The organism is Rhodospirillum rubrum ATCC 11170, assembly GCF_000013085.1.
GTDB lineage: Bacteria > Pseudomonadota > Alphaproteobacteria > Rhodospirillales > Rhodospirillaceae > Rhodospirillum > Rhodospirillum rubrum.
Window position 1 is genome coordinate 1,340,450 of the sequence record NC_007643.1, and the last position, 14,931, is coordinate 1,355,380.

The 14,931-nt window shown below is 65.2% G+C and carries 12 protein-coding genes and 1 riboswitch; of the genes, 9 read left to right on the forward strand and 3 right to left on the reverse strand.

Annotated features, from left to right (window positions below; all coding sequences use genetic code 11):
- Positions 1-83: 83 nt before the first annotated feature.
- Positions 84-300: riboswitch (cobalamin riboswitch) on the forward strand.
- A gap of 226 nt (positions 301-526) precedes the next feature.
- The 5 genes from RRU_RS05930 (at position 527) to RRU_RS05950 (ending at position 6,218) form a co-directional block, all read left to right on the forward strand.
- A complete protein-coding gene (locus tag RRU_RS05930; RefSeq protein ID WP_011388891.1) occupies positions 527-1,558 on the forward strand; it encodes an ABC transporter substrate-binding protein in 1,032 nt (343 codons plus the stop codon).
- Positions 1,555-2,583 carry a FecCD family ABC transporter permease gene (locus RRU_RS05935; protein WP_011388892.1) on the forward strand — a complete coding sequence of 343 codons (1,029 nt, stop codon included), beginning with the start codon at positions 1,555-1,557 and terminating at the stop codon, positions 2,581-2,583. Before RRU_RS05930 ends, RRU_RS05935 begins: the two co-directional genes overlap by 4 nt.
- Positions 2,580-3,380 carry an ABC transporter ATP-binding protein gene (locus RRU_RS05940; RefSeq protein WP_011388893.1) on the forward strand — a complete coding sequence of 267 codons (801 nt, stop codon included), beginning with the start codon at positions 2,580-2,582 and terminating at the stop codon, positions 3,378-3,380. Before RRU_RS05935 ends, RRU_RS05940 begins: the two co-directional genes overlap by 4 nt.
- A complete protein-coding gene (locus RRU_RS05945) occupies positions 3,377-3,829 on the forward strand; it encodes a pseudoazurin (protein ID WP_011388894.1) in 453 nt (150 codons plus the stop codon). Before RRU_RS05940 ends, RRU_RS05945 begins: the two co-directional genes overlap by 4 nt.
- A gap of 373 nt (positions 3,830-4,202) precedes the next feature.
- Positions 4,203-6,218 (forward strand): elongation factor G, encoded by a 2,016-nt coding sequence (locus RRU_RS05950; protein WP_011388895.1) that lies wholly within the window; start codon positions 4,203-4,205, stop codon positions 6,216-6,218.
- A gap of 144 nt (positions 6,219-6,362) precedes the next feature.
- Here RRU_RS05950 and RRU_RS05955 read toward each other — a convergent pair whose 3' ends face one another.
- From RRU_RS05955 to RRU_RS05965, 3 genes are all read right to left on the reverse strand, one after another.
- On the reverse strand, positions 6,363-7,178 hold the full coding sequence (locus RRU_RS05955; RefSeq protein ID WP_011388896.1) for a YggS family pyridoxal phosphate-dependent enzyme: 816 nt from the start codon (positions 7,176-7,178) through the stop codon (positions 6,363-6,365).
- Positions 7,179-7,206: 28 nt separating this feature from the next.
- Positions 7,207-8,511, reverse strand: a complete 1,305-nt coding sequence (locus RRU_RS05960; RefSeq protein WP_011388897.1) for a serine hydroxymethyltransferase — start codon at positions 8,509-8,511, stop codon at positions 7,207-7,209.
- Between the two features lie 214 nt (positions 8,512-8,725).
- Positions 8,726-10,216 (reverse strand): PLP-dependent aminotransferase family protein, encoded by a 1,491-nt coding sequence (locus tag RRU_RS05965; RefSeq protein ID WP_011388898.1) that lies wholly within the window; start codon positions 10,214-10,216, stop codon positions 8,726-8,728.
- A 113-nt stretch (positions 10,217-10,329) separates the two neighbouring features.
- Here RRU_RS05965 and RRU_RS05970 point away from each other — a divergent pair, with 113 nt between their 5' ends.
- Genes RRU_RS05970 through RRU_RS05985 form a run of 4 tightly spaced genes read left to right on the forward strand, consistent with a single transcriptional unit; the run spans position 10,330 to position 14,862 of the window.
- Positions 10,330-11,556 carry a benzoate/H(+) symporter BenE family transporter gene (locus RRU_RS05970; RefSeq protein WP_011388899.1) on the forward strand — a complete coding sequence of 409 codons (1,227 nt, stop codon included), beginning with the start codon at positions 10,330-10,332 and terminating at the stop codon, positions 11,554-11,556.
- Complete coding sequence (gene pdxY / locus RRU_RS05975) at positions 11,553-12,419, forward strand: pyridoxal kinase (protein ID WP_014626109.1); 867 nt, start codon at positions 11,553-11,555, stop codon at positions 12,417-12,419. The genes RRU_RS05970 and pdxY overlap by 4 nt, the downstream gene beginning before the upstream one ends.
- Positions 12,416-13,681, forward strand: coding sequence for a 5-aminolevulinate synthase (hemA, locus tag RRU_RS05980; protein ID WP_011388901.1), 1,266 nt, complete (start codon positions 12,416-12,418; stop codon positions 13,679-13,681). Before pdxY ends, hemA begins: the two co-directional genes overlap by 4 nt.
- The gene (locus RRU_RS05985) at positions 13,678-14,862 is read left to right on the forward strand and encodes an aspartate aminotransferase family protein (RefSeq protein ID WP_011388902.1); all 1,185 of its coding nucleotides are present in this window, start codon (positions 13,678-13,680) and stop codon (positions 14,860-14,862) included. The genes hemA and RRU_RS05985 overlap by 4 nt, the downstream gene beginning before the upstream one ends.
- Positions 14,863-14,931 lie beyond the last annotated feature (69 nt).

The following is a 14,931-nucleotide window of genomic DNA, read 5'->3' on the forward strand; positions in this document are numbered from 1 at the left end:
CATATAGGAACCTTGGGAACCCCTATGGTGTCGGGGGGGCGCGGTGCCGGGGTGTCGCGGCGTTGACGGCCCAAGGTTGCATCGGCTAGCCTGCGGCTGACGGTTCCCCCCAAGCGCAAGCCGAAGGGATTAAAAGGGAACACGGTGCAGGCGAAGGATTTGTCCGAAACCGTGGCTGCCCCCGCAACTGTGAGCGGCGAGCCTTCCTCCGATGAAAACCACTGGGGCGCGTGCCTTGGGAAGGGGGATGAAGGCGATGACCCGTGAGCCAGGAGACCTGCCGTCCGACCCTAATCCATGATCACGAGCGGGGAGGCTCGGAAAGGATGGCAATGACGACGCATCACGTCTGATCACCCCCAAGGTCCCGTCAGAGTCCGTCGATAGCTCGACGAGACCCTCGCCTGCGCCCATCGATTCTGGGCGAGGTCGACGTTTTCAAGCCCTTTCAGCCACTGCTGAACCGTGACCCTTGCGGGTCGCCGAACTTTTCCCTGTCACGATTGACGGAAGAGGAGACTCCCCCTTGTCTTCACCCATGCGCTTGTCTTTTCTCGCCGCGGCTTTCGCCGCCCCCCTCGTCGTCTCGGCCTCCGGCGCCGGCGCCGCCGAGCCTACCCGCTATCCCCTGACGCTCCAGACCTGCGGCCAGACCATCACCTTTGATCGGGCGCCCAGCCGCGTCGTTTCGATCGGCCAGAGTTCCACCGAGATCCTCTATCTTCTGGGCTTGGCCGATAAGGTCGTTGGCACGGCGTTGTGGGTCGGTCCCGTGATCGCCGGCTATGAGGCGGTCGACGCCAAGGTCCCGCGCCTGGCCGACAACGACCCGAGCTTTGAAAGCGTCGTCGGCAAGAAACCCGATCTCGTCACCAATCAATACCAATGGCAGGTCGGCCCCAAAGGGGTGGTGGCGACAAACGCCCAGTTCGCCGAACTGAAGATCCCCGTCTACACCTCTCCGGCCGATTGCGTCGGCAAGGATAATTCCGAAGGGGGCGACGGTCTGCGCACGAGCCGTTTCACCACGGATCTGATCTATCAGGAGATCGAGGACCTAGCCCGCATCTTCGATGTCAGCGAGCGCGGTGAAGTTTTGATCAACGATTTGAAGGCCCGCGAGGCGGCGGCGAAGAAAAAAATCGCTTCTCTCCGCAGCCCGGTTTCCGCCGTCTTCTGGTTTTCAAGCGCCGATCTCGACATCGATCCCTATGTCGCCGGTAGCGACGGTGCCCCCGGATACATCCTGTCCGTTCTGGGCATCACCAATGTGATCAAAAGCGAGGAGGAATGGCCGACGGTTGGTTGGGAGACCATCGCCAAGGCCAATCCGACGATCATCGTCGCCGGTGAAATGACCCGGCGGCGCTTTCCGGTCGATGATATCGCCGTGAAGAAGACCTTCCTGGCCAATGATCCGGTCACCCGCCTGATGCCCGCCGTCCAGGAGGGCCGTATCGTGCCCCTTGACGCCCAGGCGATGAACCCGACCATCCGCACCATCGAGGGCATCGAGGTCGTGGCCGATGCGGTCATCAAGGCCGGCCTCGCCCAATGAAGGTCGGCCCCGCGGCTTTGCGGATCACCGCGATCTGTCTGCTTGCCGTCGTTGTCCTGGGGGTGGCGCTCGCCGCGGGCGCCGCCCTTGGCGAAGCGCCGATCCCCCTCGTCACCGTGATCGAAGTGGTGGCCAACAAGGTTCTGGGCGCCGGCTATGCGCTCGACCCTATCGATGAGGGGATCATCTGGAACTACCGGGTCGCCCGCGCCCTCGTCGCCGCGTCTTGCGGGGCCTCGCTGGCGGTCAGCGGCGTCGTCCTCCAATCCCTGCTGCTCAACGCCCTGGCCGATCCCTATATCCTCGGCATCTCGGCCGGCGCGTCGAGCGGGGCGGTGGCGGTGGCGGTTCTCGGCCTGGGCGGCGGCCTCGTTTCGCTATCGGTCGGGGCCTTCCTGGGCGCCGTCCTCGCTTTCGCGCTGGTGTCCTTCATCGCGCTGAAGGCCGGGCGCGGGCCGGCGGCGATCATCCTGGCCGGCATCGCCGGATCGCAGTTGTTCAATGCGCTCACCTCGTTCGTCGTGACCAAGGTGGCGACCGCCGATCAGGCGCGCGGCATCATGTTCTGGCTTCTGGGCAATCTTTCGGGCGTGCGCTGGCCCGACGTGTCGCTTGCCGTTCCGGTGGCGCTGGGCGGGCTGGTCATTTGCCTGTTTTACGCCCGCGCCCTCGACGCCTTCGCCTTCGGCGCCGATTCCGCCGCCTCGCTCGGCATCCCGGTGCGCCGGGTTTATATCATGATGATCGCCATCGCCGCCGGCACGACGGCGACGATGGTCAGCATCGTCGGATCGATCGGCTTCGTCGGCCTTGTCATCCCCCATGTGGCGCGCTTGACCGTCGGCGTTCGCCACAACAAGGTGCTGCCGGCGGCGGCCCTGATCGGCGCGATCTTCATGATCGCCGCCGATATCCTGTCGCGAAAGATCATCCCCGGACAGGTCCTGCCGATCGGCGTCATGACCGCCCTGGTCGGCGCCCCGGCCTTCGCCCTGATCCTCATGCGCAGGCCGGCGCACCGATGATGCTGTGCGCGCGCGATGTCAGCTTCACGATCGATCGGCGAACCATTGTCGACCGGGTTCATCTCGAGGTCGCGGCCGGCGAGTTCTTCGGCATCGTCGGGCCCAATGGTTCGGGCAAGACCACCCTTTTGCGCATGCTCGCCGGACTGCGGCCGCCGTCCTCGGGGGTCGTGCTGCTTGGCGGGGTGCCGATGACCGCCCTCGGCCGGCGCGATCTGGCGCAACGCGTCGCCCTGGTCGAACAACAGGCCGAGACCAGCGAGCGCCTCAGCGCCCGTCAGGCGGTGGAGCTTGGCCGCACCCCCCATCTGAGCGCGCTTACGCCCTGGTCGCGGCGCGACGAGGCGGTCGTCACGGCGATGATCGACCTTGTCGGAATGGCCGGCTTCGCCGCGCGCCCCTGGCACAAGCTGTCGGGCGGCGAGCGCCAGCGCCTTCACATCGCCCGGGCGCTGGCCCAGGAACCGCGCCTGCTGCTGCTCGACGAGCCGACCAATCATCTTGATATCGAGCATCAGATCGGCCTGCTCGCCCTGGTCCGCGCCCTTGGCATCACCGTCGTCGCCGTTCTTCACGATCTCAACCACGCCGCCATGTTCTGCGACCGCATCGCGGTGATGCAAGACGGCTTGGTCTGCGCCGTCGGCCCGCCGCCCGAGATCCTGACCCGTGACCGGCTGGCCGGTGTTTTCAACGTTGACGCCCGCGTCGAGAACGATGGCGAGGGCGGCTGTTTCATTCGTTACACGCGACCTTGCCCGGTCCATCCGCGGGTCGCCTTTGGAGACTTCCCATGATGCTTCGCCGATCCGCCCTTATCGCCTGCTTGTGCCTGCTCGGCGTGGTGCCGGCCCAGGCCGAAACCTTCGACGTGAAGATGCTTACGCGCGGCGTCCACGGCAGCATGGTGTTCGAGCCCGAGGATATCACGCTCGCGCCCGGTGACACCTTGCGCTTCCTGCCGAGCGATCGCAGCCACAACGCGGCGTCGATCCCTTCGATGCTGCCGGCCGGGGCGGTGGCCTTCAAGGGCAAGATCGACCAGGAAACGAGCGTGACCTTCGACGTTCCCGGGGTCTATGGCATAAAATGCTCGCCGCATTTCGCCATGGGCATGGTCATGCTGGTCCGCGTCGGCGCGGGGTCGCCCGCGGAGATCACCCTGCCGGCGGACCTGCCCGAACGGGCGCGGACGCGCTTCGAGGAGATCATCGAGCGGAGCGGGGCGGCCGGTTCCAAGGGCTGATCGGAGCGGGGAGGGGGGCGTTTCCCCCCCTTATTCCTTTGGCTTCTTCTAAAACCGACCATTTTAAGCATGAGACCCGCGCGCCGCGCATGGCTGCGCCTTTTCCCTTGCCAGGACCGTCGCGGCCTGGGACGATAACGCCCTTCGGTTCCCGTTCGGGAGCCATCTTTTGGCGCCCCGGGGCCGGTGAAGCGGTCGCGCTTCCCCGGAGCCGAAATCCTTATCAAAGGGGATTTCGCTCCGGTCCCCAGGTCTGACTCTCCTTTCGGCGGGGCGTCGCGACCCGGCTCTGGGGTATCGGGGGGCGTTGCCGCAGGTCGCCGGGTTCGGTCCGCGCCCCCATCAATGAAGAATGATCAGGGGAGTGAAGCCCATGCCCGACAGAGCGTCCGCGCCGCGTGTGGCGGCGATCGTTGGGCCTTACGCCAGTGGCAAGACCAGTCTTTTGGAAAGCCTGCTGCTGGCGACCGAGGCCATCCACCGCAAGGGAACGATCCAAGACCACAATACCGTCGGCGATTCCTCTCCCGAAGCCCGCGACCGAGAAATGGGCGTCGAGGTCAATCTGGCCGAAACCACCTATCTTGGCGGACAATGGACCTTTCTCGACTGTCCGGGATCGGTCGAGTTCATGCAAGACACCTATAACGCGCTGACCGTCTGCGATGTCGCCGTCGTCGTCTGCGAACCCGATCCCGCCCGCGCCGTGATGCTGACGCCGCTGTTGAAATTCCTCGATAGCCGCGCCATCCCCCATATGATCTTCATCAACAAGATCGAAACCACCGAAACCCACCTGCGCGACATGATCGAGGCCCTGCAGATGGTCTCGACCAAGCCGCTGGTCGCCCGCGAGATTCCCATCCGCGAAGACGGCAAGGTGGTTGGCTATCTCGATCTGGTCAGCGAGCGCGCCTATCGCTACAAGCCGGGCGAGGCCAGCGATCTGATCTCGATCCCCGAGGATCTGAAAGACCGCCACGTCAACGAACGCCAGGAGCTTTTGGAAAATCTGGCCGATTACGACGACGCCCTGCTCGAGGGGCTGTTGTCGGACGTGGTGCCGCCCAAGGGCGCGGTCTATGACTCCCTGGCCCGCGATCTGGCCGAGGATCTGGTGGTGCCGGTGTTCTTTGGCGGCGCCCTGGCCGATAACGGCATCCGCCGCCTGCTCAAGGCGCTCCGCCACGAAAGCCCGACGCTGGAGGAGACCCGCGCCCGCCTGGGCATCGAAGGCAAGGGGCCGGTCATCCAGGTCTTCAAGACCCAGCACGCCGAGCATATGGGCAAGCTGTCGTTGGCCCGGCTATGGAACGGCACCTTGAAGGATGGTCAGGCGCTGAACGGCGATCGCGCCACCGGGCTTTTCAGCTTCCCGGCCGGCCAGCAAGCCAAGGTCGATAGTGTCGGCGCCGGGGCGGTCGTGGGCATCGGCAAGCTGGAAAAGCTGTCGACCGGCGCCCTGGTTGGCGGCGACAGCGCCGCCGACGACCCGCCGGTCCTGGGACCGCTGTTCGCCCTTGCCCTGCATGCCCGCAAACAGGGCGACGATGTCAAGCTGACCGGCGCCCTGGCCAAGCTGTGCGAGGAGGATCCCTCGCTGCGCGTCGAAAACAATCCCGACACCGCCGAGCTGCTGCTGTGGGGGCAGGGCGATATCCATCTGCAGATCGCCGTGCGCCGGCTGGCCCGCCAGTTCCACGTCGAGGTCGAGGCCCATCGTCCGCAGGTGCCCTATAAGGAGACCATCCGCAAGGCGACCAGCCGCCAGGGCCGCTTCAAGCGCCAGACCGGCGGCCACGGCCAATTCGGCGATGTGCATCTCGATATCAAGCCGCTGTCGCGCGGCGAAGGCTTCGTCTTCACCGACAGCATCACCGGCGGCGTGGTCCCCCGGCAGTATATTCCGGCGGTCGAACAGGGGATCCGCGAGTTCCTGCCGCGCGGCCCCTTGGGCTTCCCGGTGGTCGATGTCGGCGTCACCTTGACCGATGGCAGCTATCACGTGGTCGACAGCTCGGAACAGGCCTTCAAATCGGCCGCCCAGCTGGCGATGCGCGAGGGCATGCCGGCCTGCGAGCCGGTGCTGCTTGAACCGATCCTGCGCGTCGAGATCAGCGTGCCGACCGACGCCACCAGCCGGGCCCAGCGCGCCCTGACCACACGGCGCGGCCAGATCCTCGGCTATACGCCCAAAGAGGGGTGGAGCGGCTGGGACGTGGTCGAGGGCTATCTGCCCCAATCCGAAATGCACGATCTGATCACCGATCTGCGCTCGGCGACCATGGGCGTGGGCACCTTCGCCTGGAGCTTCGACCACCTGCAAGAGGTCATCGGCAAACAGGCCGACGAGGTGGTCACCGCCCGCAAACTGGTTTTGGCCGGCTAACGGCGCGCGCCCTCATCCAAAGCGGGAGGCCCCCAAAGCGGGCCTCCCAGTCCGTGATCGGAAGATCGCATGGAGCGATCGGACGATTAGACTTTATGTTCGCGGTCTAACTCTGGTTCCCATCGCCTGGGATTTGGCGGTCCTTCATGGGGCGTTTCCAGATTTCTGCTGATCGGGCGGTGGAATGAGGCCGGGCCAGTAAAAGGCGTCGGCGGTCGGACGGGGGCCGAAGATGGCTTGGCCGACGCGAACGACATCGGCGCCTTCCTCGATGGCCGCCTCGTAGTCCCCCGACATGCCCATCGACAGTTGCGTCATGCCGGGATGGAGGGTGGCGGTCTGGTCGCGCAGAGCGCGCAGCAAGCGGAAGCACGTCCGCACACGGTCGGTATCGGCGCTGAAGATCGCCAGCGTCATCAGGCCGCGCGGCTTCAGGCGGGGGTAGTCCGCCAAGCGTTCTACGAACGGTATCACTTCGGCGGGGGGCAAACCGTATTTGCTGGCTTCGCCGGAGGTGTTCACCTGCACGAACACGTCGAGATCGCGCCCCTGCGCGTCAAGGCGGCGGTTCATCTCCTCCGCCAGCCGCAGGCTGTCGAGGGCGTGGAATTCCGCGGCGAAGCGGACAAGATATTTCACCTTGTTGGTCTGGAGGTGGCCGATGATGCTCCAACGGATCGCGAGATCGGCAAGCTCGACCTGCTTGTCGCGCGCCTCTTGCAGCTTGTTCTCGGCGAAGTCGGAGAGGCCCGCCGCGAAGGCCAGACGCAAGAGAGGGGCCGGAACCGTCTTGGTGACGGGGAGCAGACGCACCTCCTCGGGCTGACGGCCGCATCGACGGCAAGCCGAGGCGATGCGGTCTCGCACAGTCAGCAAGTTGGCGGCAAAGGCGCGGGCGGGATCCGTCCCGAAGCGCGCCACGTCTTCCTCTGAAAGATCGACGGTCAATGAGTCTGTCATAGCAAAACGGGCTCCCCGGGTGTGGTGGTCAGTAAGGCAGGGGAAAACCCGCCACGAGGCTGCGCACCCGGGTGCGGATGCCCTCCCGGTCGGCCTCGAGCGTCCCGGCGCGCACAGCGTGCAGCGTCTCGAGGATCAACGCGGCGATCCGCCGATACTCCTCGGGTCCAAACCCGCGCGAGGTTCCCGCCGCGCTGCCGACCCGGATGCCCGAGGTCACCATCGGCTTTTCGGGATCGTTGGGGATCGCATTCTTGTTGAGGGTGATGCCGATCGATTCCAGGGCCTGTTCGGCGATGGTACCGGTGACACCAAGGGGGCGCAGATCGACCACCGCCAGATGGCAGTCGGTCCCGCCACTGGTGATCGCCAGTCCGCCGTCGAGGAGCGTTTGGGCGAGAACGCGGCAATTCTCGACGACACGCCGCGCATAGATCTTGAACGAGGGATCGAGCGCCTCGCCAAACGCCACGGCCTTGGCCGCGATGATGTGCATGAGCGGACCGCCTTGCAGGCCGGGAAAGACCGCCGAGTTGATCTTCTTGGCGATCGCGGCGTCATTGGTCAGGACGAACCCGCCCCGCGGCCCGCGCAGCGTCTTGTGCGTGGTCGAGGTGATGACATCAGCGAAGGGCACCGGCGACGGATACACCCCGCCAGCGACCAACCCGGCGAAATGCGCCATATCGACCATCAAGATCGCCCCCACCTCGTCGGCGATCTGGCGGAAGCGCGCAAAGTCCAGGAGGCGCGGATAGGCCGACCCGCCGGCGATCAGCAGCTTCGGCCGGTGCCGGCGGGCAAGGTCCGCCATCTGCTCCATGTCGATGAGATGGGTTCGCGGGTCCACGCCATAGCTGACGGCCGTGAACCAACGGCCGGAGATATTGACCGGGGCGCCATGGGTGAGATGGCCGCCGGCCTTAAGGTCGAGCCCCAGGATGGTGTCACCGGGGGCGAGAAGCGCCAAAAAGACCGCCTGATTGGCTTGGCTGCCCGAATGGGGCTGGACGTTGGCGTAGGTGCTGCCGAAAAGCTGGTTGAGGCGGGCGATCGCCAGATCCTCGACCCTATCGACGTTCGCGCATCCGCCATAATAGCGGCGCTGCGGATAGCCCTCGGCATATTTGTTGGTGAGCACGGACCCCTGCGCCTCGAGCACCGCCTTGCTCACAAAGTTCTCCGAGGCGATCAACTCGATGGACTCGCGCTGGCGTGTCGTCTCCTGGGCGATGGCGATGGCAACGGCGTCATCGGCGGCGGACAAACAGGCGGCGTTGACGCCTGCGCAGGGGGCGTTCCGGAGTGCGGGGGGCGCGACCGATGCTTCCATCACGGATCTCTCCTTGTTGATGCTGGTAAGGGCCTGATCCTGGTAAGGGGCCCTGCGCCGCGCCGGTTTGACGCGGCGGCTTCCGTTAGCACCTAATCATGGAGATGGTCTGATAAGCCCTGCCATTTTCAGCAAATCATTCAGACCATTTGCGCCGCAGGCGCGCCATGTCCGATGGTCCTGTCCAGTCTGATGTCTGGCGTGCGGGGGTATCCTATGGCCTTGTCACCGCCCGCAGCGCCTTTTCCAGTTTCCTCACGGCCTCCTCGATTTCGAGGGGCGTATAGGCGGCAAAGCCCATCAGGAAGCCGGCTTTGCCATCGCCGGCGGCGTGCAACGCCGACAAGCCGAGCAACTCGATCCCGACCCGTCGCGCCGCGTCGATGGCGGTGCGTTCCGAGAGGTCGCGGGTCAACAGACAGGGCAGTTGCAGCCCGCCAATGGGAACGCGCGGCTCGACGAAATCCGCCAGATGCTTGCTGACAAGGCCGGCCAGGAGGGCGAGCCGCTCGGCATAGACGCCGCGCATGGTGCGAACATACGCCCCGAAATGCCCCCCTTCCATAAAGCGGGCCAGCGTCAGTTGCGCCATGGGGGCCGTATGGCCATCAAGCAAGGTGCGGGCGACGGTCATCGGCTTCACCAGCGGCGGGGGCAAGACGACATAGCCGATCCGCAAGCCCGGAAAGAGCGATTTGGTGAAGGTGCCGATGTAGAGGGTGCGGTCATGCTTATCGAGACCTTGCACGCAGGCCGTCGGCTTGCCCGCGTAGTGGAACTCGCTGTCGTAATCGTCTTCGATGATCCACGCCTGAGTCCGCGCCGCCCATTCGATCAGCGCCAGACGGCGGTCCAGCGCCAGCGTCGCGCCGGTCGGAAACTGGTGGGATGGCGTCAGGAAAACCGCCTTGGCCCCGTGCGGTTCGGCCATGATTTGATCGACCACGATACCTTGCCGGTCGACAGGGATCGGAACGCAGTCCAGCCCCGCCGCATCGAACGCCTTGCGCGCCCCGTAATAGGCGGGGTCTTCAAGGAAGATCCGGTCGCCGGGATCAAGCAGCATGGTCGCGCATAGCGACATCGCCTGTTGCGAACTGGTCAGCACCAGCACGCGGTCGGCCGTGGCGCGGGCGCCGCGTTCCAGGTTCACATAGTCGGCGATGGCGCGGCGAAGCGCCTCGGTCCCCTGCGGGTCGCCATGAAACAGGGTTTGCGCGCCGACCTCCTTGCGCACCTGCCGTTCCAGACGTTCCCAGAGTTGGAGGGGAAAGGTTCGGGTTTCCGGCACCCCATGAGCGAAAGGCCGTGGGGCGAGCATCTCGCGAACGCCGCCACTGCGGAACATGGCCGCCCCCCGGGTGCTGAGAGTGGGAGCTTGGTTGCGCAAGAGCGCATCCCGCTGGGAAAGGGGACGGCTGGGCATGAACTCGGTCATTTCCGCCACGAAGCTGCCGCTTCCCACGCGCCGGTCGATGAACCCCTCGGCATGAAGTTGGGAATAGGCCGCTTCGATCGTGTCGCGCGATACCCCAAGCGATGTGGCGAGGGCGCGCGAGGCGGGCAGCGGCTTGCCCGCTCCCAGCGCGCCGTCGACGATCAATTGCCGAATGGCCCGCTGAATCCGCGCGTGAAGCGGCATCACCGCATGGGCGGGATGGGCAATCCATGCCTTTACGGAATCCAGTTGGGAATGCTTGAACAAATGGTCTGGTCCCCTCGAAAAAAGTGGCTGGGCATATCAGGCCATTCATCGGCTAAGTGTCAAGCCGACTGATTGCCATTGCGGCTCAGACCTTCAGGGGTTTCGTCACAGCCATGCCATCCAGCTCAGCATCCCTTCGCCTCAACGATCTTACCCATCCCATCGTGGCGGGTCTGATCTCCGTCATCGTCAATTATGGCGGCACCTTCATTCTGGTCTTTCAGGCGGCGCAGGTCGCCGGCCTCGACCCTGACGTCACGGTCTCTTGGGTCTGGTCGGTTTCCATCGGCGTCGGGGTGACGGGGCTGTTCCTGAGCTGGCGCTATCGCGAGCCGATTATCACCGCTTGGTCCACTCCGGCGGCGGCGTTTCTCGTCACCGCCCTGGCGACGACGCCCTATGCGGAGGCGGTCGGCGCCTACATGATCTCGGCGGCGGCCTTCGTCGCGCTCGGCCTGTCGGGGTATTTCGAGAAGGTCATCGGCCTGATTCCGCCCGGCATCGCCTCGGGTCTGCTGGCCGGCATCCTGCTGCAATTCGGTATCGGCGCTTTCGGCGGCGCGAGCGTCGATCCATTGCTGGTCGGCCTGCTGATCGTCGCCTATGTCGCCTTGAAGCGCGTCTCCGCCCGTTACGCCGTGGTTGGCATTCTGCTTCTCGGGCTTGCCTTCCTGCTGATGCAAGGCCGGGTTGATCTGTCGGGGCTCACGCTGGAATTCGCGGCTCCGGTCTTCACCATGCCGGAATTCTCGGTGAATGCGCTGCTGTCCGTTGCCCTGCCGCTGTTCCTGATTACGCTGACCGGCCAATATATGCCGGGGATGCTGGTCTTACGGAACGATGGCTTCAAAACCAGCGCCAATCCCATCGTGACCGTGACCGGGCTCGGCTCGCTCCTCATGGCCCCCTTCGGCTCCCATGCCTTCAACATCGCCGCCATCACGGCGGCGATCGCCACGGGCAGGGAAGCCCATGAAGATCCGTCGAAGCGCTGGATCGCCGGCATCGCGGCAGGCTTCTTCTATGGGCTGGTCGGCGTGTTCGGCGTGACGCTGGCCGCCGTCTTCATGGCGTTTCCGGCGACCTTCATCACCGCGCTCGCCGGTCTGGCCCTTCTTGGCACCATCGGCGGCAGCCTTGCGGCGGCGATGGCCGACCCGACCTCGCGCGAGGCGGCGCTGATCACCTTCCTCGCCTCCGCCGCCAACATCAAACTGCTCGGCATCGGCGGGGCGTTCTGGGGCCTGCTGATCGGTCTCGTCGCCTATCTCGTCCTCAACGGTCGCCTGCCACGCCGCGAGCCCGCCGACCTGCCGGTGAGCGAAGGAGCCGCGAAGTGAAAACCCGGCCGATGTCGCCAACGCCGTCCATCATCTCGATCCAAAGCCAAGTCGTGCATGGGCATGTCGGCAACAGCGCCGCCGTCTTGCCGATGCAGGGCCATGGGGTGACCGTCGCCGCGGTGCCGACGACGCTGCTTTCCAACCATCCCGGCTTCGAGACCGTGCGCGGCCGGGTGCTGGAGTCGGAACTGGTTGGGGATCTGTTGCGCGGGGTCGAGGAACGCGGGTTGATCGAAACGAGCGGCTATATCGTCTCGGGCTATCTCGGCTCCCGCGCCAACGGCGAAGTCGTGGCCTCTTTCGTCAAACGGGCAAGGCGGCTCAACCCCGACATCACCTATATCTGCGATCCCGTCATGGGAGATGCCGCTCTTGGTGTCTTCGTGGCCGATCAGGTGGTCTCGTGCCTGTGCGATGACCTGATCCCCCTGGCCGATCTGCTGACGCCCAACCAATTCGAGGTCGGGCTGATCGCCGGTCGGCCGCTATCGACGTGGCGTGAGCTTGAGGCGGCCGTTCTGAAAATACGGGCGCCGCGCGGAGCGCGGCTGGTCGTCACGGGCTGCGCGCTCTCCGATACGCCCGACGGCGCGCTGGAGAATATCGTTTTCGACGACAAGACCCACACCCGGCTGACATCGCCGCGCCTGCCGCTGGCGCCGGCCGGGACAGGCGATCTCTACACCGGCCTGCTGACGGCCAAACTCGCCCGCGGCCATACGCTGGTCGAAGCCGCGTGCCATGCCGCGACCAGCGTGCTTGACGTTCTTCAACAGACCATGGCGGCGGGCGAACACGAAATGCAGCTCGCCAGAGCCATCACAACCCTTGGCCCCGCCTGCAAGGAGACTTCACAATGACCCTGTTCAATTATCAAGATTTCTTCACCAATGAGCTGACGCAGTTACACCGGGAGGGACGCTATCGCGTTTTCGCCGACCTTGAACGGGAAACGCGGAGCGGCATTCACGCGCTCGATCATCGGACCGGCAAGCGCGTCACCATCTGGTGCTCGAACGACTATCTGTCGATGGGCGTCCACCCCGATGTCATTACCGCGGCGCTTGGCGCGTTAGAACACTATGGCGCCGGCGCCGGCGGCACGCGCAATATCTCGGGCACCAGCCACGAACATGTCTTGCTCGAACGCGAGCTTGCCGACCTGCACGGCAAGCAATCGGCCTTGCTGTTCACATCGGGCTATGTCGCGAACGATGCCGCGCTGTCGTCCCTCGGCCGCCTTCTGCCCGGCTGCGTGATCTTTTCCGACGCTTTGAACCATGCCTCGATGATCGAGGGCATTCGCCGCTCGGGCGCGGAGAAGCGGGTGTTCGCCCACAACGACTGGCATGATCTTGAACGCCAACTCGCCTCCGTTGACCCCCATCGGCCCAAGCTGATCTGCTTTGAGAGCTGTTATTCCATGGATGGCGACTTCGCGCCGATGGAGGCGATCTGCGACCTCGCCGAAAAGCACACTGCGTTCACCTATGTCGATGAAGTTCATGCCGTCGGCCTTTACGGCGCGCGGGGTGCCGGCATCGCCGAGCGGGATGGTCTTCTCGATCGCATCGACATGTTTCAAGGGACGCTCAGCAAGGGCTTCGGCGCAATGGGCGGCTACATCGCCGGCAGCCTCGAGGCGGTCGATTTCGTTCGCGGTTTCGCGCCCGGCTTCATTTTCAGCTCGGCCTTGCCGCCCTGCGTCGTCGCCGGCATTCGTGCCGCCCTGCATCACCTGAAGGAAGACGATACGCCCCGGCGGGCCCTGGCGAGGCGAACGGCCTCGCTCAAGGCGAAGATGCAGGCGAACGCCATCCCGGCTCTGCCCAGCCCCAGTCATATCGTGCCGGTGATGATCGGCGATGCGGCGCTGGCCAAAGCGATAACCGACCGGCTCATGGTCGAGCATGGGATCTATATTCAGCCGATCAACTACCCGACCGTGCCGCGCGGGACCGAACGGCTGCGCATCACGCCAACCCCGCTTCATACCGATGAGGACGAGGACACCCTTGTCGCGGCGCTCGTCGCGATCCGTCAGGAATTCCCGCGTTGGCGAGAACTGGCACAGGCGGCGCGACCCGACCCTTCCGCCCTGGGCAGGGGGGACGTAGCATGAGCGATGCGCTTCTTCCGGTGTTTTCACCGGCATCCGTGCTGTTCGACCATGGCGAAGGGGCTTGGTTGGTCGCGGCCAATGGCGAGCGCTATCTTGATTTCGGCGCGGGCATCGCGGTTAACGCCCTGGGCTATTCCCATCCGCATCTGGTTGGGGCGTTGGAACGGCAAGGCCGCAAGCTTTGGCACTTGTCGAATGTCTATCGGATTTCCGAAGCGGAGAGACTGGCCGAGCGCCTGACGGCCGCCTGCTTCGCCGACGTCGCGTTCTTTGCGAACTCCGGGGCCGAAGCCAATGAATGCGCGATCAAGATCGCCCGGCGCCACCACGACGCCCATGGCCGTCCCGAGCGCTGGCGCATCATCACCTTTGACGGCGCCTTTCACGGGCGAACGCTGGCCACGATGGCCGCTGGCGGCAACCGGAAATATCTCGATGGCTTTGGCCCCGCGGTCGATGGCTTCGACCAATGCCCGCTTGAAGACATCGAGGCGGTCCGCGCCCGCGTCGGGCCACGGACCGCCGCCCTTATGATCGAACCCATTCAGGGGGAAAGCGGCATTCGGCCGGTGAGCCACGGCTTCTTGCGCCAGCTTCGCGAGCTTTGCGACGAACGCGGCCTTTTGCTGATCTTCGATGAAATACAGTGCGGCATGGCCCGCACCGGCCATCTCTTCGCCCATCAGGAAGCCGGCGTCGTCCCCGATATCATGAGTCTGGCCAAGGGCCTCGGCGGCGGCTTCCCGATCGGCGCCTGCCTCGCCACCCGCGGTGCGGCGTTCGGCATGAGGCCCGGCGCGCATGGTTCGACCTTTGGCGGAAATCCGCTTGCCGGAGCCGTCGCCAATGCGGTGCTCGACATCGTGATGGACGATGGGGTGCTCGCGGAAATCCGCCGCAAGAGCGCTTTGCTGCGCGGGCTGCTGGAAGAGCTGGCCGGGCGTTATCCCGACCTCCTTGTCGAGGTGCGCGGGCGCGGCCTGATGCTCGGTCTCAAAACCACGCGGCCATCGCCGGAAATCGTCGAAGCGCTGCGCGCGCGGGCGAAGGTGCTGACGATCGCCGCAGGCGACACCGTAACCCGCGTGCTACCGCCGCTGATCGTCACCGACAAGGACATCCGCCTGTTCGCCGAGCGCTGTGACGAAACGTTCGCCGGTCTCTCAAGGCCTGCGGCATAGGGGGGAATAGGCTGCGGAACACCCCCCTTTCCCCTGACAGCCGCCGCCTTGAGCAGATAAGTTCGATCC